This is a genomic window from Comamonas koreensis (genome assembly GCF_014076495.1).
Lineage (GTDB): Bacteria > Pseudomonadota > Gammaproteobacteria > Burkholderiales > Burkholderiaceae_C > Comamonas > Comamonas squillarum.
On record NZ_CP043575.1, the window covers coordinates 3,873,509 to 3,893,349 of the forward strand.

22 protein-coding genes are annotated in these 19,841 nt (G+C 57.9%); 2 read left to right on the forward strand and 20 right to left on the reverse strand.

Features of this window, described 5'->3' with window-relative positions:
* Positions 1-10: 10 nt before the first annotated feature.
* From F0Q04_RS17545 to F0Q04_RS17600, 12 genes are all read right to left on the reverse strand, one after another.
* Positions 11-5,518: a tape measure protein gene (locus F0Q04_RS17545; RefSeq protein ID WP_182342568.1), complete on the reverse strand. Its 5,508-nt coding sequence runs from the start codon at positions 5,516-5,518 to the stop codon at positions 11-13.
* Positions 5,519-5,641: 123 nt separating this feature from the next.
* Positions 5,642-6,172 (reverse strand): DUF4760 domain-containing protein, encoded by a 531-nt coding sequence (locus F0Q04_RS17550; RefSeq protein ID WP_182342571.1) that lies wholly within the window; start codon positions 6,170-6,172, stop codon positions 5,642-5,644.
* Between the two features lie 329 nt (positions 6,173-6,501).
* Positions 6,502-6,909, reverse strand: a complete 408-nt coding sequence (locus F0Q04_RS24210) for a DUF1799 domain-containing protein (RefSeq protein WP_269780247.1) — start codon at positions 6,907-6,909, stop codon at positions 6,502-6,504.
* Positions 6,837-7,250 carry a phage tail assembly chaperone gene (locus tag F0Q04_RS17560; protein WP_133858381.1) on the reverse strand — a complete coding sequence of 138 codons (414 nt, stop codon included), beginning with the start codon at positions 7,248-7,250 and terminating at the stop codon, positions 6,837-6,839. The genes F0Q04_RS24210 and F0Q04_RS17560 overlap by 73 nt, the downstream gene beginning before the upstream one ends.
* A 106-nt stretch (positions 7,251-7,356) precedes the next feature.
* Positions 7,357-8,004, reverse strand: a complete 648-nt coding sequence (locus tag F0Q04_RS17565) for a phage tail tube protein (RefSeq protein WP_182342577.1) — start codon at positions 8,002-8,004, stop codon at positions 7,357-7,359.
* Positions 8,005-8,118: 114 nt separating this feature from the next.
* Positions 8,119-8,520 carry a phage tail terminator-like protein gene (locus F0Q04_RS17570; RefSeq protein ID WP_182342580.1) on the reverse strand — a complete coding sequence of 134 codons (402 nt, stop codon included), beginning with the start codon at positions 8,518-8,520 and terminating at the stop codon, positions 8,119-8,121.
* Entirely contained in the window at positions 8,517-8,903 is a 387-nt protein-coding gene (locus F0Q04_RS17575; protein WP_182342583.1) for an HK97 gp10 family phage protein, read from the reverse strand. Before F0Q04_RS17575 ends, F0Q04_RS17570 begins: the two co-directional genes overlap by 4 nt.
* The gene (locus F0Q04_RS17580; protein ID WP_182342586.1) at positions 8,900-9,265 is read right to left on the reverse strand and encodes a hypothetical protein; all 366 of its coding nucleotides are present in this window, start codon (positions 9,263-9,265) and stop codon (positions 8,900-8,902) included. Before F0Q04_RS17580 ends, F0Q04_RS17575 begins: the two co-directional genes overlap by 4 nt.
* Before the next feature lie 280 nt (positions 9,266-9,545).
* The gene (locus tag F0Q04_RS17585) at positions 9,546-9,959 is read right to left on the reverse strand and encodes a DnaT-like ssDNA-binding protein (protein ID WP_182342589.1); all 414 of its coding nucleotides are present in this window, start codon (positions 9,957-9,959) and stop codon (positions 9,546-9,548) included.
* A gap of 3 nt (positions 9,960-9,962) precedes the next feature.
* The gene (locus F0Q04_RS17590; protein WP_182345895.1) at positions 9,963-10,151 is read right to left on the reverse strand and encodes a hypothetical protein; all 189 of its coding nucleotides are present in this window, start codon (positions 10,149-10,151) and stop codon (positions 9,963-9,965) included.
* A 38-nt stretch (positions 10,152-10,189) separates the two neighbouring features.
* Positions 10,190-11,158, reverse strand: coding sequence for a major capsid protein (locus F0Q04_RS17595; protein ID WP_182342592.1), 969 nt, complete (start codon positions 11,156-11,158; stop codon positions 10,190-10,192).
* 21 nt (positions 11,159-11,179) lie between these two features.
* A complete protein-coding gene (locus F0Q04_RS17600; protein ID WP_182342595.1) occupies positions 11,180-11,920 on the reverse strand; it encodes a hypothetical protein in 741 nt (246 codons plus the stop codon).
* 154 nt (positions 11,921-12,074) lie between these two features.
* Between F0Q04_RS17600 and F0Q04_RS17605 the strand changes: the two genes are divergently transcribed.
* A complete protein-coding gene (locus F0Q04_RS17605; RefSeq protein WP_182342598.1) occupies positions 12,075-12,296 on the forward strand; it encodes a hypothetical protein in 222 nt (73 codons plus the stop codon).
* A gap of 325 nt (positions 12,297-12,621) precedes the next feature.
* Here F0Q04_RS17605 and F0Q04_RS17610 read toward each other — a convergent pair whose 3' ends face one another.
* The 6 genes from F0Q04_RS17610 to F0Q04_RS17635 form a co-directional block, all read right to left on the reverse strand.
* Positions 12,622-13,731 (reverse strand): minor capsid protein, encoded by a 1,110-nt coding sequence (locus tag F0Q04_RS17610; protein WP_182342601.1) that lies wholly within the window; start codon positions 13,729-13,731, stop codon positions 12,622-12,624.
* The gene (locus F0Q04_RS17615; protein ID WP_232539389.1) at positions 13,715-15,058 is read right to left on the reverse strand and encodes a DUF4055 domain-containing protein; all 1,344 of its coding nucleotides are present in this window, start codon (positions 15,056-15,058) and stop codon (positions 13,715-13,717) included. Before F0Q04_RS17615 ends, F0Q04_RS17610 begins: the two co-directional genes overlap by 17 nt.
* A gap of 7 nt (positions 15,059-15,065) precedes the next feature.
* The gene (locus F0Q04_RS17620) at positions 15,066-16,484 is read right to left on the reverse strand and encodes a terminase large subunit domain-containing protein (RefSeq protein ID WP_182342603.1); all 1,419 of its coding nucleotides are present in this window, start codon (positions 16,482-16,484) and stop codon (positions 15,066-15,068) included.
* Positions 16,441-17,028, reverse strand: coding sequence for a terminase small subunit (locus tag F0Q04_RS17625; protein ID WP_182342606.1), 588 nt, complete (start codon positions 17,026-17,028; stop codon positions 16,441-16,443). Before F0Q04_RS17625 ends, F0Q04_RS17620 begins: the two co-directional genes overlap by 44 nt.
* A 62-nt stretch (positions 17,029-17,090) precedes the next feature.
* Positions 17,091-17,273, reverse strand: a complete 183-nt coding sequence (locus F0Q04_RS17630; RefSeq protein ID WP_182342609.1) for a DUF2158 domain-containing protein — start codon at positions 17,271-17,273, stop codon at positions 17,091-17,093.
* 243 nt (positions 17,274-17,516) lie between these two features.
* Entirely contained in the window at positions 17,517-17,774 is a 258-nt protein-coding gene (locus tag F0Q04_RS17635; protein ID WP_182342612.1) for a DUF2158 domain-containing protein, read from the reverse strand.
* 146 nt (positions 17,775-17,920) lie between these two features.
* On the opposite strand from F0Q04_RS17635, the gene F0Q04_RS17640 reads away from it, so the two are divergent.
* On the forward strand, positions 17,921-18,844 hold the full coding sequence (locus F0Q04_RS17640) for an IPTL-CTERM sorting domain-containing protein (RefSeq protein ID WP_182342614.1): 924 nt from the start codon (positions 17,921-17,923) through the stop codon (positions 18,842-18,844).
* Between the two features lie 365 nt (positions 18,845-19,209).
* Here F0Q04_RS17640 and F0Q04_RS17645 read toward each other — a convergent pair whose 3' ends face one another.
* On the reverse strand, positions 19,210-19,596 hold the full coding sequence (locus tag F0Q04_RS17645) for a hypothetical protein (RefSeq protein WP_182342616.1): 387 nt from the start codon (positions 19,594-19,596) through the stop codon (positions 19,210-19,212).
* Positions 19,593-19,784: a hypothetical protein gene (locus F0Q04_RS17650; RefSeq protein WP_182342619.1), complete on the reverse strand. Its 192-nt coding sequence runs from the start codon at positions 19,782-19,784 to the stop codon at positions 19,593-19,595. Before F0Q04_RS17650 ends, F0Q04_RS17645 begins: the two co-directional genes overlap by 4 nt.
* Positions 19,785-19,841 lie beyond the last annotated feature (57 nt).

Sequence of the window (19,841 nt, forward strand, 5' to 3'; positions counted from 1 at the left end):
AAGGAACCCTTTAGTTCATGGCGACCGTACGCAGGCCGTTGCCGCCTTCCGACACCTGTTCGATGTTCGCGTCCAGGCGGCGGTTGGAGATGGCGATATCACCCGTGTTGTGGTTGATGGCTTGAAGCTCGGCGCGCAAAGCCTTGACCTCCTGCACCAACTCCGCATTGCCACCCCCCTGGGTGTTCAATGCAGCCATCAGCGCCCGGTTATCAGCCGCAGGGATGATCCGTTCGCCCTGGTGGATGTTCGCGGTCATGTCACGCGGCACGTAGTTCGTGCCGATGGCAAACGATGCCCGCTTACGCCACTGGTTCTTCTCGGGGTCCCACTCAAACTCGCCGCTTGTCTTGAACCGCTCGAACTCCGCAAGGGAGTAGCCGTTGCTGTTCATCTGGCCGGTGCTGTTGTAGCTGGTCTGCCCGGCTGGGGTCTGGCCGATCTCTCCATTGCTGAAGATGGCACGGCCGTCTGCCGTGAGTCCAACCACCGTGACCCGGTTCGATCCAGCGACTGTGCCTCCCAGACTGCCACCGCCCGTGGGGGTGTAGCCGGGAGCAGAACCACCACCAACACCAGCCTTAGCCGCTTCCTCCTTGCGGATGCGCTCCTGTTCCTTGGGGTCCAGCAGCTTGTACAGGGCGTTGACAGCGTCGGTAACGCTGAGCGTTGCATCTACCTGCGTCTCACCGTACTCCTTCCAGAACGTGAGCGTGTCGTCCAGGCGCTTGATCTGCGCATTGGCCAGGTCGATTTGCTTTTGCGCATCGGATTTAGCCAACTCTGCATACCCACCGAGCTCGTCCAACTGGCCCGCCAGCACCTTCTTGTCATAGTCAAGCTCCGCCTGGGTGGCGTAGTTGTCCATGACCAGACCACCGGTAGCCGCTTCAATGGCCGACTTGGTAGCATCGAGGTCCGACAGTCCCCCACCCTTGCGGGCGCGGTCCAGGGCCTGCTCGATGTACACCATGCCAGCCGCAGCCGACCAGCTTGCGCTGTCCTCGACCGAATCCCGCAGCGATTTAGCCGCATTGGTCACCAGGTCGAAGTAGCTCGATGCCTTTGTCAGCGAGTCCTTGGCGTCTGCGGAGAACTGGTTCCAGTACTCCTTTTCACGGGAGACGGCGGCTTCCAGGTTCTTCATGGCCAGGTCTTTGGCAGCCTTTTGGGCCGCCACCAACTCAGCAGCCATGTCTTCCGCAGCTTGCTTGGCAGCGGCGTCGTTCTTGGCCTTATCCTCAGCGTTCCACACCTCAACCTGCATGCGCACCAGCTCAGGGTCCTTGTATTTCTCAAGCTCCTTCAACTGCTTTGCACGTTCGAGCTTCGTCGCCTCGTCGTCTTTGCCCTGGGCGCGCAAGAGTTGCACGTTCAGGTCTTCCTTCATGGCGGCGATGTTCTCGGCAGAGGTGTAGACCACATCGAACGAATCAGCCAAACCGATCATCGCGGCGTACAGCTTGCGGCCTGCCTCGGTGGAGAGGTCAATCCCGTTGATGTACTCCCGCAAGGCATCCCGGCTGGTGGGCATCGATTCCACGCCAAGCTTTTTCAGCGCCTCATTCAAAAGCCGCGTTTGGTTTGCGACCTTCTCCTGATCCGTGTAGAACTTGTCGTAGTAGTTGCTGGTCGCCGCGGCGAACTTGTCTGCTCCGCCGAATGCGTCCATCAATTCCGAGGCCATATCGGCACCGGCCAGGCTCACAGAGTAGAGGGTGTCCCCGATGGCCTTGAACCACTCGTTTGCCAGCGTGATCGAGGTGGACAAGCGGGTAAGCGCCTCAAGCTGGGTTTCCCCGGCCCGGGTGTACTCGTCCGTCGTCAGTACCAGGCCGCCCATCTGGTCGGCGATCTTCTGGAACTCCTCCTGCAGTTTCTTGGTGGCCTCTTCCTCGCTCAAGCCCTTGAGGTTGACCTTGATCTTGGCCGTGAAGCCGTCCAAGGCCTCCCCACCCAGACCCACGGCCCCCGCCATGGCACGGATGGATTCATCCATTGCCAGGAACTGGTTGCCCAGCGCAGAGCGCATTTCCTCGGGCAGCTCTTCGTATGTCGTTTTGTTCGACCGGAACAGACCACCCTTGTAGTACTTGAACAACCGGCCCTCGAAGCCACTGTCGCCGCCGAAAGTTCCCTCTACGCCTGACTCTTTGAGCTTGCGGCCAAAGAGCGAGCCGAAGATGTCGCCACCGAACAGCAAGCTCAGACCGCCGATGATGGGTCCCAGAGCGCCCAGGAACGTGCCCAGGCCACCCATGATGTTTCCGGAACCGATAGCGATGGAGCCAGCAGACATCGCGCCGCCAAAGGTTGCGCCCGTAGTGCTCAAACCCAAGGAGCCCATCAGGCCTCCGAAGCCAGCACTCATGCCGCCGCCGAAGGTGCCCAGCAGGCCGAGAGCATTGGCGCCGCTCAGTCCAGAGCTAAGGTTGCTGAACATGCCGCCGCCAGCAGCCGCTGCACCGGCCGCACCGGCAGCAGCGCTGCCAGTGAACCCAAGCAGGTTGCCAACGATGTTGATCACGAACGGCTCAGCGAGCATCTTGTAGATCTGCTTCGCCACCAGGGTGAAGAAAGACGTTCGTAGAGACTTGCAGAACGATTCCCACCCGGACTTGCCGTTGTTCATCATGTCGGCAAAGCCTTGGACGAAGATGTCCTCTACCTGTTGGATGGTCTGTTCGTACTTCTGTTTAAGCTCCTTGTTAGCCTCGTCTGACTTGACAGCGACATCCTTCAAGCCAAGCAGATCATTGCGCTCCTTGAGCTCCTTAATCTGCGCCTGCAGAGCCTCAATCATCTGGGTGTCAAAGACATCGAACGATTGCTTCGCTTGCAAGGCCGCGAGTGCTGCTTCCTTGGTGGCTATCACTTGTTGACGACGCATCTGCAAGATTGAGGCTTGCTCTTGTCGGGTCTTGCCGATCAAAGCAATCTCGTCTCGTAGTTGCTGGTTCTCACTCTCTAGGGACTGGGCCGAGGAGAACACAGCATTCACCCCTCGCTGCCGCTCTTCCCGCCAAGCAGCGCGCGCAGCCGTTTCCTCCTTTAGGGCTTCGATTGTTTTATCACCCCGAGCCAATTCGTCCAGATAAGCTTGAGCCTGTTGCTTGTGGGCCTGCGTCAGCTTTTTCGTGCCCTGCTCTGAGATCAGAAATCGCAGTTTGTCTGCCTCCGAGAGCTTGCGGCCATACTTCAGCTCTTCTTCATTTTCAAGAATCTTGAGCTTGATAGAGCTGATTAGCTTCTCATATTCGGACTGCTCCTTTTTAACCGCTGCAGCGCCAGAACTATCTCTGCCTTTCTTGGCCATTGAAGCCAGTTGCTCATTGACGCCCTTGATTCGCTCCTCCAAGTCTTTCGCTTCTTTGGAGTTGCCGAGTTGCGCGTCCTGAAGCGCTTTCAAGTCACCGCCCAGCTTCTTTGCGACCTCGCGAACCTCCGCCATCCGCTCAGACTGCGACTTATACCCCTTGGATGCCTCAAGCGCGGCCTTAGCACGTTGCAAGAACAATGCGTTCTCAGCAGCCACCAGGGGAACGCTGGTGTTGCTTGCCGCGCTTTGGAGCGCTGCGGCAGCGCCTTTTGCGGCTGCCTGTGCATCACGAAGACGGCTAGCCATCTCCAGCCACTTCTGCAGAATACTAGGGCTGATGTTTCCAGACTCAGCAGCCCTTTGCAGGACCGGCGCGAGGTTGCCGCCTTCTTTGCCAGCATCGCGCAGATCGTTGATCAAGGCTTCAAACTGGTCTGACGGCATGCGTATGCTCGCCAAGCCAGCGACAGACTGGATCAGTGCGTCCAACTCCTTCTGCGACTGCTTGATGGCGGTCTTCTGCTCATCTTGGATGGCCATCTTGATGACGATCTGCTTCTCAGCAGGCAATGCATCCAGCTTCTTCTTCAGCTCCTCCAGAGGCTGATTCAGACCGCCAATGCTCTTAACCAAGCTCTCAGAGCTATCCCGGAACGTATAGAACGCTGCTGTGGCAGCGCCTGCAACGGTCAGTATGGTGCCCAAAGGGCCGCCCAGGAAAGCCATCGCTGCGGAGACTCCGCGTGCTGCACCACCCAAGGATAGAAGGCCCGTGGCCGCAGTCGTACTAACTCCGGCCATACTGGCCAAGGTCAGTTGGTAACGCGCAGCTTGAATCGTGGACGCAGCGAAAGCTACCCCGGTGGAAGCAATGGATGCAGTGAAGCGAGCGCCCAAGACCAAAGCCACCGCACCGCCCACAGTCGCCAGAACATCCAGGTTGTTGGCCAGCAGGTTGATGCCGCTAGCAAAGCCCTTGGTAGCGCCGCTGGCTGTAGCCTGGGCGCCAACCATCAGCATGATGTTGTTCTTCAGGACCGTGAAGGCCCCAGATATGGTCTGCACTGACTCCGCTTCTTCGCGGAGTTTGCCCAGCGCCTTTGGTAGCGACTCTGCCAGGACAGCAGAGGTGAGCTGCCCAGCTTCAGCCATCTTGCGCAGAGCGCCTACCGGTACGCCCAGGCCATCAGCCAAGGCCTTCATCAGTCGTGGCGCAGCCTCGTTCACAGAGTTGAACTCTTCGCCGCGCAGCACGCCGGAGGCGAATGCCTGCGACAGCTGCAGCATCGCAGAGGACGCCTCACTGGCCGTCGCACCCGACACCTTGAGGGACAAAGCGACCGTCTCAGTGATGTCCGAAAGTTTCTGCTGGCTCAGGTTGAGCGACGCAGTTCCGTTCGCGATACGCGCATACAGCGTTCCCAGCTCGCCGATACCTTGCTGAGCATCGGTAGAGATGCGCTGAACAGATGCCATCGCGGCCGAGTAGTCTGACGCACCCTTTGTCGCCAACTTCAACTGCGCGGTGAATTTTGTGTATCCATCAATCTGCGTGATGATCTCGCGGGCGCCGAAGCCAACCCCGATGATGGACAAGGCCGCGCTCACAGCATTTGCGGCAGTGTTCAGCGCCCGGAAAGACTTTTCAGCCGCGCTGTTGGACGCCGAGGCGCGCAGCATGTCCTTGGCGTATTTATCGGCCTCACGGGAGGCTTGGGCCAGTTCTTTCTGCTCTACCTTCAAGGCGTCGATGCGGCTTCCCATCGCACGAGCGATCTCCTGTGCGCCGGTACTCATCCCTCGTTGCGCGGCGCGATAAGCCTCCATTTCACCGCGAGTCATGCGAAGGCCATTCGCCTCCTCGACCAGCTTGCGGATGTGCTTTTCTTCTTCGGCGGTCAACGAGGCCATTGCGCGCGCCAGGCTCGCCGTATCCGTCACAGCTTCACGCGCAGCTGTGCCAGAGGCTTTGATGCCGGTGGCAGCCTTCTGCGCGGCGTCGCCAGTCTTCTTCAGGCCATCACCTGCGCCGGAACCCAGGTCCGCCAGAGACTTCGCAACCTTCTTGCTCTCCGCAGAGATGCCGGCCATCGATTGCTCGACTTTGGGCCCTTGCTGAGCCAGCTCGGCCAGCTTCTTGATGCCCTTGTCTACGCCGTCGGTTTCAACGGCAATGCCTACGGCTGCTACATCGGTCATATGGCGTGCCCAATAAAAAAGGCCCACGCAAATGCGTGAGCCCATGAAAAAGGCCCGCCGAAGCGAGCCTGAACTGTCATATCAACTTAGTGTGCTACACGTGCTATCCGCAGCCGGGGAAACCTACTTCCAAAACTGCCATCTAGGCTTTGAAACTTTCCGAATTGGATTGTCGTGCCAACGATTGGCTAGACGCTCAAAATCCTGGTACAGAGTTGCTACGCCAGCCTCTTGACGCAGCACCGTTATGAACCCCTTAGAGGCTTCGTGCACCCGCTGCACATTCGTGAACTGCATCTGTTTGTATGATCCCTCGTGGAAGGCCTTCATATGGACGCCTACTGCTATGAACTCTAAGCTGTTCAATACTTTCAGCATGGCCTTTCTCTCATCACACCCATGCGCCATGTGATCGGTCCACCGCGCCTTGCGCGCATGCAATTCATTGATGCACTTCGTCGCTTCAATAAGCTCGACATCTAGCTTCTGATGGCTCAACAGATTGATGAGTGCTTGAAGCCTAGCCTGCTTCCCGTTGTAATGAATGACAGCGATCGCGCCAATAGCAGACAAGAAAAAGGCTCCTGTCTGAATCCAGAAGCCCCAACTTTCTCCCAACCAGCCGATTGACTTAGCAATCTCTGGGCTGAGCATTTAGTCGTCCCATCCTTCGCGTGCAACGAATTTCATGACTAGCCTCCGCAATTTGGCTGACAGGCGCCGACCTTGGTTTGCCCCTCGCTACCTGCCTAGCGAGTTCGTGGAGCTGTTGCTACTCACAGCAACAGCGAATTACGCGAATTCTGCCACGGTTACTACGTGTAACCTCAAAAGTAACCCCAATTTGGTGTCACTTTTTTGCAGCTGCGAATTCGTGTCTCTTTTTCGACTCGTTCCTGCGCTGTCAGTTCCGCATCCTTCTTCTCGTTCGCAAATTTGCAATCGATTGCGGGAAACTAGTTCGATGATGCGGTGCGCGTTCCTCACTTCGCACGCTCCTTCGGTGCGAATTCTCGCAGTGTCGCCAGTGCCTCTGCCTCGATGACCATCATGTATTCATGCAGCTCATCCCAGGCCTCGCCACTGGCCCTGCGGTCCATCAGTGGGTAAATCGCCTCCCATCGCACTCCCAGAGGCACACCACCCATTGCCGGGTAGACCCACCGGGTGCCGATCATCATTGCGATGTCTAGCGCGGCTTCGTTGTCCGGCCAGACTTCGATGATCTCAGGCTCTGGGTAGTCTTCTAGCTCGAACCCTGCAGCTTGAGCCTCTGCCTCTGTGACAGGAGGCTCAAACAGGGATCGAGCTATCTGCTTTAGTTTCCCAGTTGGCCGGTGAACAGAGCTGCGTCGTATTTGCCCAGCACCTTGGCCAGCGAACCGCCGCACTGATCTTCCAGCACGATCAGGCTGTCTACGCTGAACTCGTCTTCCAGGTTCCAGCCCGTAACGGCGCCGGCCACGATCTCGGCTGCCTGGCGCATGCCGTCCTTCACCAAGTCCTCGAACGAGAATTCAGCCTTCTCGGCCGGCTGCTCGACACCGTCTGCAGTCTTGCGGTGTGCATCACGGATTGCGGCCCACTCGCTCTTTTTCTGTGCCTTGGCAGTGAACACAACGTCGAACTCGTCGCCATCAAGGTTCTTCACGGTCACAGTCAGGGGGAAGGTCGGTGACTTGCCAGCCATCATCTTCAGGCTGGTCACGGGAACAGTTTTTTGCTTTGCCATAGTCTTGTCTTTCAGCGGGAGAAGTTAAGCCCGTGCGCAACCGCCCGCCCCGCTGAAGGAGCGAAGCGGCTGCGTCGGTGCAATGGTTGTGGGCGGAATGCCCGGGTTACGCTGGGTAGCGCGTGGACTTGTTTTGAGCGTTGAAGGTGCCCTTAACTACGACGGCTTGGCCTTCGGTCAGGGTTTCTTCTTCGTTGAACGACACCTTGGCGGGGATCAGCGACAGAGCGCCGGTCTTTGCACGCTGACGCACCACGGTGTCAGCGTTGGTATCGGACAGCATGCGCAGCGCTTCGTAAGCTGGCGAGCCGATCATGTCGGCGTCCATGTCGAAGGTACGCTGCACAGCGTTGAAGCCGTCGTTCAGAACGATTTCGTTGTCCGACTCGATGAACTTCACGTTCACGGTCTTGGCATCGCCGCCGCTGGTGGCGTGGTTCATGGTGCGGTCCAGATCCACCCAGGTGCTGACCTTGCGCGCCGAACCTGCGCCTTGACCAGGCGTAAAGAACTCGGTGTTCGTGGTGTCTCCACGTTCCAGCGTGTAGCTGTCGGTGGTCACGCCCTTGACGCGGAAAGCGCGGAAGTTCAAGCGCCCCCAGGCCGACAGAATCAGGACGATGTCGCCATTGGCAAACCCGTGGCCTACAGAGCTGACAACAGCTTCTGCAGCATTGGAAATGCCGCTGATCGTTTTCGAGGAGGAGAGCGCGGTGGCAACGGAGGTAATCGTGCCGGTTGGAGTACGTGCCATATGGGCCTTTCAGAAATGAAAAAAGCCGCTCGGCACATGCTTCGCGGCTAGGTTTCGCCCTCATCGGGCACAAATAAACCACCTCTCGGTGGCATTAGGTTTTGGCGAGGCGCCCTATGACGGGTACGCCTCCCAGAAGATGGAGACAGGGACAGTCCAGCGGCCCTCATCAGGCATTCCGGAGGACACTGTTGGGGTCTTGTTCAGTTCGATGCGAAAGCCCGGACCAGGGATGATCTGGGCAGGCTTGAAATGCTGCTTGAGCAGGTCGGCCATGGCATCCGTCAACTGCCGGCCTTTCCCTTCTGGATAACGCAGCGTGATCTGCAAGATGCCTCGCTCCTCCGTCAGCGTGCCCTCTATGCCCAGGTCCACCGGGCTATTCACCAGGTGATAGCAGGCTTGGTATGGGCCATCAGACGGCTTGAAAGGCACGTTCTCAAAGGCCGTAGGCAGCACACCAGGCATGGCGAGCAACTTGGACTCCAGTAGTGCTTTGATTTGAGAGAGGGTCATTTCATTGCATCCGCTGCGCGCTTGACCGCATATTTAAAGTCCTGGACCGTCAGGCGGACCATGCCGCTAGGTGCTTGCTGGGACCAGCCGTTTTCAAGGCGCTTGGCATAAGGCAGATTGTTCGTCAGCCAAATGGTCTGCCCAGGCTTGTAGCCCTGCAGCACGACCTCAGTGCGGCCCAGTGCATCGCTTCCAGCAGGTGCAGTAGTGTCGGGATTCATGCCCCCAAGGCCGCATTGCCAATTCGATTTGAAGCGTCCGGTATCCACTGGAGACTTGGTCATCATGCTGGCCTGCAGTCCGATGGCAGTATCACGCACCAGTTGGTCTACCTTGTCCCCGGCAGCCTGGCAGTACTTAGCAAGATCATCAGCAAAGCTCATGAGGCCCTCACTATGCAGTCATGCAGGACGATGACACCAGCAGGCTTCAGCGGCCTATTTCGGACCACCTGCAAGACTTCTGAGGCCACAGCCAACACATCACCCGCATCAGGTTCAAACGTGGCATCTGGAGCGATCAAGGCACGGCGGTCCCCGATCTTGACCAACTCACCGTCGATTTGCCTGTTGTCGAACTCCAGAAGCGCGACAGTGCATGGTGACTGCAGCTCCACAGGATCGGTCGGGCCCGTTTCTGGGTCATAGCCACCATGTGTAGAGCGAGACATCGCCCCTGTTTGGCCGAAGCGATCCAACAGCCGCTTGGCAGTCGCGGCTGGGCGGTTGTAGTCGAACTTGGCCATATCAGTACCCTTGGTAGATCCCACAGTTGGCGCACATGTGGCCGTCAGGCGTCAGGTAGAACAACTGATTTCCACAGTCGCACTCCCGCACCATCTGACCCTCGGCCGGTGCAAACTCAAACTTCCAGCGCCCCTTATGCGCCTTGCAGGAGGGACACTCCAGTTGAGTCGTGCCCGTCGGAGCGACAGCTGTCCACTCATACCCGCAACCAAGACAAAAGGCTTGCTCTGCGCCGTGCTGAACGGCAGGTACGGGGCGGATTAAGGAGATGACTGCCATCTAAGCCCTCACAAGCTTGACCTGCCCCACACCACCTGTCGTCATGCCACGCATCAAGGCATCAATCACGCCGAAGCGCTTCTGGCCGCCTTTTGCGGGCTGTGCGTACTTGGTAGTAATCGGGCCCACCGATTCCTCGGTGACAGCCTGGGCGTCCACATCGGAGAACAGAGAGCCATCGGCTGCCCGTAGTGCGGCCTCACATGTTGCATGCTTCAAGGCATCTGCGACCGGGTCCAGGAACTCAGGCCGGATGCTGTACATGGTCACGACATACTGCGTGCCGCGCCGCAGAGCAATCTCTTGCTGCGGGACTTCAGCCGGCCAGTCGTAGCCCATGCGCTCCATGTAATCTTGAGCCTCAGCCAGCGACACCAGCGATTCATAGCCATCTTGTGGAGCGACTACCAGCATGGCTTACTCCTGAGCCTGGGCTGGCTTGCGGCCGCGCTTTGCAGCGGATTGCTCGCCCTCAACCTCGGTGGCTTGTTCCTGCGCCTGGGCTGGCTTGAACTGCGCGTCGATGATCTTGAATCCCTGGGCGCGCAGCTCGGCCTTGCGTTCAGGCGACACGGGATGTTTCTCGTATGCGATCTTTTCAGTCATGGTTTCTCCAAAGAGAAAGGGGCCGGAGCCCCCTTCGTTTACTTGGCTGCGTCGCCGATGGTCATCACGCCGGCCGAGGCCTTGACGCTGTTGGCGACTAGGTCCCAGTTGGAGCCGGTGGCAATCTCGGTGTCGGTGGGCGACTTGCCGCCGTTGGCCGTGTCCCAGGTGTAACCCTTCAGGCCCAGGCCAAAGGTGTAGTCAGCCTGCATCGTAGTTTCGATGCGCAGCTTACCGTTGGAGGTCTGCACGTTGGTGATCAGGTCGGAACCATCGGACACCACTGCAGCACCGCTCACCAGCGACAGCACCTTTGCCTTGTCTGGGGTGCCAGCCACGAACAGCGCGGGCGCATCCGTCACGATGACGGCCTTGCCCAGGATGTCCACGATGGTCACGCCGCTGAAGGTGAACAGCTTCTCAGCGTTGGCCAGGTTTTGGCCGATCAGCTTGTGGTACATCGCACCGGTCATCACTTGCGCGATGATGCGGGCCGATGCGTCGCCGAACTTGGCGTGGGCACCGTTGATGGCGATGTAGCTGACGCCAGCGGTCGCGGACACATCGTTGACTGCACCAGCCTGGTTGCCAATTGCAGCAGCCAGGGCGGCAATGGCAGTGTTCAGCTGGTCGGACATGATCGCTTCCGACAAGTTGCGGGAGATGACTTCCAGAGCTTCCTCGGGCGACTTCTGAATCCAGCTCAGTTGGCTTGGCTCGAACAGCACCGGGCCGAAGCCGCCAGCGATTTTCACGCTGTCGTACTGCTTCTGGGCCAAGGGAGTTGCAGCCTGGACGCCGTTGGCGGCATAGCGGTCAACACGGCGCTGGGCGCTGTGCACGCCGGCCCAGAACGATTCCTGCAGGAAGTCGCCGTCGATGCCTTGGGTGGTCAGCTGGATCGCACCAGCGGATGCGGCATTGAACTTGGCCACATCTTGAGCCAGGGTTTCAATGGTTGCGCTCTTGAGGTACTCGTTGAATACCTTCATATCGGACAAAGCCATAGCTTGCCTTTCTGCCTGTTATCAGGCTTTGGAAGTGAGTTTCTTGATTGCGGCCACTCGCTCGGCTTTGCTGCCGCCAAAGTTGCCAGATTGATTGCCACCGCCGCCACCCGAACCAGGAGCGCCAGAGCCACGCGTTGCGGGCCAGAAGTACGGAGCGCTCTCGCGAATGGATTCAGCCCACTCTTGAGTCGTCAGCGGCTTTTTGCCGTCCTTGCCCAACACAACCTCGTCACCGTTCATTGCCACCACATCGCCGTCGTCGTTCAGCACCCAGGTGCCAGCGCCACGGCGCACAACGTCGTCCAGCGCTTCAGGCAAGGCACCAGCGCGAGCCGCTGCATCACGCAGTACGGCTTGCAGGGTGCGGTCAGCCAGCTTTGCGGCTTTGCCTTCCGCCTTGGTGCGGCTGTCAGCTTCGGCCTGCAGCTTCTTGTCGTAGTCAGCTTGCATGCGCTCGGTGCGCTTCTTGACCACTTCATCGAGCTTGCCGGCGGCGATCAGCTTGGCGTCTTCATCGGTTTCCAGGTGCTGCAGCAGTGCTTGGATTTCTTCGGGCGTCTTGCCCAGGGCCTTCCAGGCGCTGACCTGCTTGCTGGCATCCTTTGCTGCCTGGCGCTCCTTATCGAGCGCTGACTTGAGGCCTGCCGGGTCTTCGTAGCCATCCAGATCAAGGCGGAACTTCCCGTCCACCTCCTTGTACAGGTCGCGCACGTTTTCAGGAACCGAGTCGAGCGAATCGACGGTGAGTTTCAAAGTCATGTTGGTTTCGCCAATCTCTGGCGCAGTTGAATACACCCGTCTCGGGCATGAAAAAGGCCGCAGGGCATCACGCCGAGCGGCCACGAAAAAGCCCGCCAAGCGTTAACAAGGCGGGCTGAGGAAAATGCTACTCTTCCGATAGAAAGGAAGATTTATGACCAAAGACGAATGCGAACGCGCTATCCGCACTCTCGTCCATCAATGGGCGGATGAGGTTCATCCGGGTAAAGACAAGGGCCAGCTCTATGACACGGAGTTCATTCGGTGGCTCAAGGACAACCATCCCGAGACACTTCAATTCAGGTCAAGAATGTCCACGACCGATGTAGTTGAACAGTGGTTCGCTCAGGAAACGAAACAAACGTGGCGAGACTAACCTCTACTTGAGTGCCTTTGGCTTCGTTCGCCGAGGCTTAGTCTCTTTCACCACACGCGGCTTGTCCGGCACCATCTGCGACCAGACGCCACGCATGTGGCAGTGATAGCAGATACGGTCATCACAAACGATGCCCCGCTTGAACCGCCCCTTCTCATCGATGCTTGCCCCGACCGTCGTGGTCATGAGCGTGCGACCACCGCACTTTGCGCACTGAAGCACGCCTGGCGGTGGTTTGATCCCCTTGATGCCGCTCAGCAGCTTCTCTGCCGGCGTCTGCTCTCGGGGCGGGACGATGGATAGTTTGGTCACCGGCTAAGTCTACTCAAAGACCAGCCAATTCAAAAGCCCGCTTGTCCCGCTGCCGAAGCTCATCCAAGGTCAGAAACACGCCCTTGTGAGAGTACATGTCCGCAAGATCTAGTTTTCCGTCACGCATAAGTCGCGCTCTGGTTTGACCTAAAACCTCGTCCTGGCGAGCGGCTGACTGCTTCTTGAGCCAGTCCCCATAGGTCGTGTCGGGTGGCACCTGGCCATCCATACTAGCCCTGCTCTTGTTGCGCAGCTCCAGGTCCGGCAGGTCAATCCCCAACTCTTTGTTTGACTTCACCACTGGGATGGATGCAGACCGGCAGCGCCAGTGCAATCTGCCAGGCCCAGCACCCCAGGGGATCTCATGCCCTATCGGCTTGTGCGTCTCTGGCGTGTAGAGCTTGCCGTCACGGATCCGGCACTGCGGCGTTGTCCGCAGGTCCAGGGACGCAGACCACTTCAAGCCCTTGATCACATCAGAGTTCTTTGCATAGAAGGCGTCGTGAGCATTCCCGGCCGTGTGAGCAATGGCGGTTCTCACCACCGCCTCAACATCGCGCCGGGATTTCTCCAGCAGCCCATCAGTGAAGCCCTTTGCCTTGGTGCCGCGCAGCTCGCGAATGATCGCGTCTGTCGTCTTGCCCTCAAGGTAGCCTTGTGCGATGGCCTGGCGCACTGATTTGAACTGCTGGGCAGTAAGATCCTTCCACACCTCTTTGAGCAGAACGCCTTGGAACGGCCGGGACATAGCGGCCGAGTAGACCGCATTCGTGGACACTGAGGCCACATGCACCAGTGTTGGCGTATTTGCCAGCAGCATCTGGTGCAGGTAGGCGGTCTCGTAGTCCACAAACTGCTTGAGCTCGTCCAGTAGCTTTTGCCCTGCCTCAGCATTTCCTGCCGCGATGATCGTCCGCACGCTGGCCAACATCGAGACTAGGCGCTCGGCCTTGAATGTGATCGGGTCCACATCAGACAAGATTGATATCAGCTCGTCCAGCATCCGCTTGTCCGACCGGTTCAAGATGGCCATGATCCGATTCAGAACGCCATTGGAGTAACCCTGCAGGCCCACAGCATGCCGAACGGCTTCATCTTCGAGGAGTTCATTCACCGTCACCATTCATGCTCCCCAGACTTGGCCCTTCGGCTTGAACCTTCTCGATCTCCGCCTCCGGGTCCACATCAGGGCCTACAACGCCTCGGCGCTGCATTTCCACGATGGTGGTTTCCTTGGTCAGCATGCCCGCGCCTTGCAGCGACAGCACCAGCTGCGCAGAAGCATCAGTGAGAGTAGCCGCGCCGAAGTCCTTGAACAGCGACACCGTCCCGCCATTTCCCGCCTTGAGCCAGTCCGCAGTTATCTGCAGGCATCGGTCCATTGCGTCCTCGAAATCCTCTACCGTGCTTTGCAGGGTGGACTTGTTGGCCTCGGCATCGTTGGATGCTTCTGTCGCCGTGCGTTGGCCTGGCTGCTTCACCAGCAGCTCGGCGCCCGTCTGGATCATCTGGTCTTCCAGCGCTTCAAGCTCGGAGCGGCCCACGGTCACCGACTCGGCAGAGCCTTGAATCACTTCGGCCTTGGCATCCTTATCTGCAAATCTGAGCGCATAAGCTGAGCCCGCAGTTGGCTCGGATAGCTCGCCATCCGTGACGCCCGAAAAGACCAGCAGCCGCTTGCGCGCAAACCGGACAGAGTCGTCCTGGTCGCTCTGCTGCTGCCAGTGCTTTACGTTCTGGTGCGCCAGGTCCACCAGTGGCGGCGCGCCTTCCATGAAAGCAATGCGCCGGCCGTAGTACGGCACAAACGGGATGTAGCTGAGAGAGGTCACCCCCTCATCCACCAAGGCCCATGCGTCCGTGCCTTGCTCGTACAGCGCCCAGCCGCCAGGGGTCAGGACCCGCACGCGTTGCACCATCTTCACCCCGTAGTCGCCATCCTCAACCTCAGCAGCCTCATGCAGCCGCAATTGGGTCAGTTGCGCCACCCCTTTGGCGGTATCCAGACGCCAGCCCAGGATGGAGCCATGCGCATAGTGCGTCCAGTAAGGCCGCGTGCCGCCCTCCGCCGGGTAATCCACCAGCACCCCACCAAATCCATGAGACATCGCCTCAGCGAAGAGTTGAGAGGCAAACGCATGGATCGAGCGGCCCTGTCCATCGATGTCTGGCAGCAAGGCCTTCACCTTGGCCGGAACATCCTCGTTGATGGTCATCTGCTTGGAGAACGGCTTGCCTGACATCACCGTGCAGGTGCGCTGGTACGCCGGGAACAGCGTCGCAGTCCCCAGCCGATACTTATAGTCTTCGTCATCTTCACGGGGCTGTTGCGGCAGCAAGGTCTTGCCTGCCTTCCGCATAGCCTGAGTGCCCCCCATAAGAGGATCAATCACCGCCCATGCTTCAGCCATCCGCTTGACCGTGTCGTTTTGTTGGTTGATAGCTGTCATGTTTTCCTTACCAGCGGAATGTCTCTATCTTGGCAGTGCGCTTGACGGCCAACACCCGGTATCTCGTCTCATCGCCAACGTGGTCCTCTGCCTTGGTATCCACATCGTCTGGGTCTGTGTCGCTACGCGGAAGTACAGGCACAGTGCGAATGAACTGCCTGCAGGTGCTGAACACAAATAGACCAGGCTCTTCCATACGCTCCGCCATTGAGGCGCGCAGGCGCTCACGCATCACTGACCATCCACGCTTGCGAGAGCCAGGAGATTTGTCTGAGCGCTCCCAGCGGACCTTGTGCCGCTCTTGGATCTTGGCAGGACTGTCTCCATTGACCTCATCGAAGATCGCGTTATCAGCAGGCCCTGGCTTAACAAAGGCCTCGATGCGCATCTCCTGCTCTCGCTTGAGCACGCCTTGCGCAGTAGCAGAGTCGCTCTGCTTCAGCCCCTCATTGGGCTTGCCATTCCAGCCATACCACTCTGCGATGCGGAACAGTGTGCCTCGCGGAAAGCTTCTCTCTGTGCCATCTTTGAGCTTTGCAGGTGAGCCATCAGACTCCGCCCACCAGCCCACAGAAAACGGCTTGGAGCTGCCCCAGTCAAACGAACGATCGACACGCCATGTGGATGGGATATCGAATGGCTCCAACACATGGATGGCCTCTGTCCACACATCGTCAAACATGCCGCCTGCAACGATGTTCCAGTCGCCATCACGCATCGCCTTGACCAGTGCAGCGTTGCCCAGACCCTCCAAGCGATCCGCATAGTCGGGGTCGTTGCTCAGGAGCGCTGCGTTATCTGCCAGCTTGGCAGGTATGTACTGCCGGCGCATCCCGCCCTCTTCCTTGGTCTGCTGGACGATCTCCATGGGCTTAGCCGGATCAACAAAGGTGGCCTTCACCCAGTTGTGCCCAACGCCTCCCGGATTTGAGCCGGCGTTGATGCGCGGGAACAGGCCTTTGTACTTCTCCGGCAGCTTTAGCCCGCCAAGGCGGCAGCGGCCGCGCAGGTATCGGTAGATCTTGTCCGTGAAGTGGGTCAGCTCATCGATCAGCAGAACGTGAATTTCAGCACCCTGGTACTTGGTTACGTCCTTTTCATACTGGCAGTGGCAAAGGTGAATCTTGGCACCATTCCAGAACTCGATGGAGATTGGCTTTGACCAGTTGACCTTGACGAACTTCTGCTCAATCAACTCCCCAAGTAGTGCAGGAAAGCCGGTTGGCCCTTCAATGTGGTTCTTGAGCAGATCGTCGGACAGGCGGCGGAACAGGTACACCTGCAGGCCCGGTATATCCATGCACCAGGCAATCGCGGCCACTCGCATAAGGTGAGATTTGCCGCCTCCAGCCGCTCCCCCATAGAGGATCTCGGTTGCCTGGCTAAGAAACGCCTCCGTTTGTTTTGGCTGTAGATGTAGCTCCATGCAGCACCAACCTCAATTCCGGCGTCTTGATCTCGCCTGAGTGCTCTACCTTATCCTTGAAGGCGCCCACATCCACATGCTTGCCAATCAGCTCTACCAGCTTCGTCCGGTCCAACAGCTTCACCTTGCGCACGGTGGCATAGACGGGGTTGCCCTCTGCGTCTTCGCCATCTCGCTCCTGCACAGTGTCGATGCCAGCAACGAGTCCGGTGCGCCAAGCAATGGGCCAGTCGTGTACCGACTTCAGGCATCCGTTTTCGTCATACAGGTCTGCCAGGTCTGCTGTTGCATCACGAGCCAGGCGCTGAAGCACCCAGTCAGCATCAATCTTGGTTCGCTCACTACGCGCCTTCTTTGCGTCCGCAACGGCATCAGAAACCTTGACATTTGCTAACAGGCGGCTTGCCTGCTCATGTGCCGTCTTGGCGCTGTACCCGGCGCGGATTGCCGCTTGGGTTGCGTTGAGGTCCACTAGGTACTCATCAACGAATGCTTGTTGTTTTGGCGTCAGAGCCCTTGGCTCGGCCTTCTTTGGCGTTGCCATAGGCTCTCCAGAAATAGAAAAACCGCCCGAAGGCGGCGAGTGATCTGTTAGCTAGTTCGCTATCAGTCATCTTTCTGGAGAACCGCCTCCAGGAAGCTATCGCGGTTGACAACATTGTCCTTAAACCACACTACAGCAACGAAAACCTGGTCAGAACCCATTGGCCTGAAAGCAGGATCGGTAACTGTCATCAATGGCCCGCCACTGTTAAGAACCACAACATCACCCACTTGGAAATTAGACATAAAACTCCTCAAAAACCGACATCGGTAAATTGAGTTGGGTGCTACTCTTGGAGATTCAACTGCGGGATTTCACCTATACCCGCTGATCTTTGCGATCAATCAGGCCAGTCAGCGCTTCATTCAGCTCACGATACAACCTCTGCAGTCCCTCGACGCTGCCTCCGAAAGGGCAGTAGACAAGCTGATGACGCATGCGCTTGAAGATGCGTCGCTTGTGTTGGCGTCTGTTCACGGACATCTCCATTACCGCGCTCCGTAGCAGGTCAGCAGCGCTATATCAAAGGTGTGCTTGCCTGTAGTGCCGTCGCCAGCATCCCACCAGCACGTCACCTGATCCGCTGCCACATCCATCACGGTCATCTCTGGTCCGCCGGATGCGAGCTGCACGCGGTTACCTGGCCAGACCTTGGCCAACATAGGCGGGCGCGGCAGCTTGATCAGGCTGGACGCGGAGAATGGCCGACAGTTGAGGAATGAGAGGTCATTGCTTGGGGCTGTCATGGCTCTCCTCTATCGGGTCGTAGCGTCGAGACTACAAGTGGGAATACACAACTGAGCCTAGACAGAAAACTTCAAATTCAAGCCATATGCTACGATTGTTGACGTTTGATTACAAACGAACCAAATTCATACAAACTTAGGCACACATGACCTCTCTATCTACCAATCGCTCTCTTTGCAATCTGGCAGGTTCCGTCCTGATCGGCCTCTTTGCCAATTCAGCTTTCGCTCAAACGTGTACGCCGGTGACTACCTCGGGCACTTACAACGGTGTTGACGTAACCGTGGCGCTGACAAACACCGTTCAGTATGGAAGCCCTTATACAAGTTGCGGTGTGACTACTGGGGCAAATGCAATTTATGCCGGAACTGGGCCGGGCAACTCAAAAATTGTTTATTCATTTTCTTCTCCTCAAACCACCGCTCGTGTTTTGTTCTCAGGAGCAAATTCTGGAGAGTCCGCCTCGTTCTCTTTTGACGTTGGCACTCCAACAGTCTCGGTAAACGCAAGCAGCTGCACGCCTCCGATCACAGGCGCAACTGTAACGTTCCCAGGGTCTGATGATGGTGCGGATTTGCAGGTGACAGGGTCTCAACCCTTCAACACTCTTACAATTGACGTTCCAGTTATTGACCAAAGTGGCAGTCTGCTGGACCTTTGCGCAGAGTCGATTGCAGTTGCTCCACTAACTCCTCAGGAGATCAACTTCACATCGACCGCACCAAGCCCAGCAATCGTTGGTGCAACTTACGAAGTAGCTGCAACAGGCGGCGCCTCCGGCGAGCCAGTTGTTCTGGCCATAGATGCCTCAGCATCTGCTGTTTGCTCGATTGCAGGAAATACGGTCAGCTTGCTTGCTGAAGGCACTTGCGTAATCAATGCTGATCAGGCGGGCAACGCAACATATGAAGCCGCGCCACAAGCTCAGCAATCATTCTCTGTGACCGCAGCCCCCGTGATTCCTCCACAAGCAGCTACACCAGTCCCGACACTGGGAGCCTGGGGTCTGGCAATCCTGACCTCGCTGCTCGGCGGCTTCGCTGTCATGCGTCAACGCCGCAAATCCTGATCGTTTGAAGAAACCCTCTTGGCTTACGATGGGAGTTCTCACACAACCATCACCAAGAGGGCGTCTATGAAATTTGAATCACTTGAAGAGGTGGCGAAGTTCTGTGCGCACATAGAGCGCGAAAAAGACATGTTGCTGTGCTTGGCCCAGGTCCATGAGCTACTCATTGCAGCTCTAGTGTCGTCTCACCCTGATCACGCCCAATTTCAGTTGATGACCACTTCCCTCTTGGAGCGGTCCATGAACACCACATTCAAGGATCTCCCTGAGGATCAGAAGCAACTAATTCGCAATAGGGTTGAGAACATGCAGCTGATTCCCAAAACGAACTTACCCAACCCAGTCGCCCATTTATCAGGGACTAGTCAAAGGCCACCAGAATAGTTTGGTGGGCTATTTGCGAACTCTTCGGCGCTGGGTCGGTAGCCTGCTACGACCATGCAAGCCTTGTTGCCTGCGGCCGGGATGATGCGTTCGCCAACCTGGTCGGCCGGGCGCATCTCCTTCATCCTGAATAGCTGCTCGCGGAGCCCACCAATGGTGCACACCTCATCTCCTGCGGGCGTTCCAGCATTGATTGGCTCGCTACCTAGCACTGTTGCGCGAAGACTCTTTAGCACCTGCGCCGCCTCAGGGAACATCCCAAGCCAGTGCTGGTAGTCCTGAACGTGAGCACGGAAGCGCCACGACTCATCAGACTCTTGCTTCAGCTCAGGGCACAGCCACAGGGCTATCTTTCGTCTTAGGCTCATGGCTTCTTCTCCCGCTCCACAGCTTGCTGTACGTTCTCAGCCACACGCTTGAGCGCGGTTGCCGTGTATGGCTCGGCCTTGTCAGTGCATGCGCCGCCCATGGTGATGACATCAGCGGCAATAGCCAGCGGGGTTTCAACAACCACACCGACCACAGCCTTGGTCAGAGATCCGAGCATTCCAAACATAGGCGACTCCAAAAGAAAAGCCAGCACTTGGCTGGCCTTGGTATTCGTACCCCATCA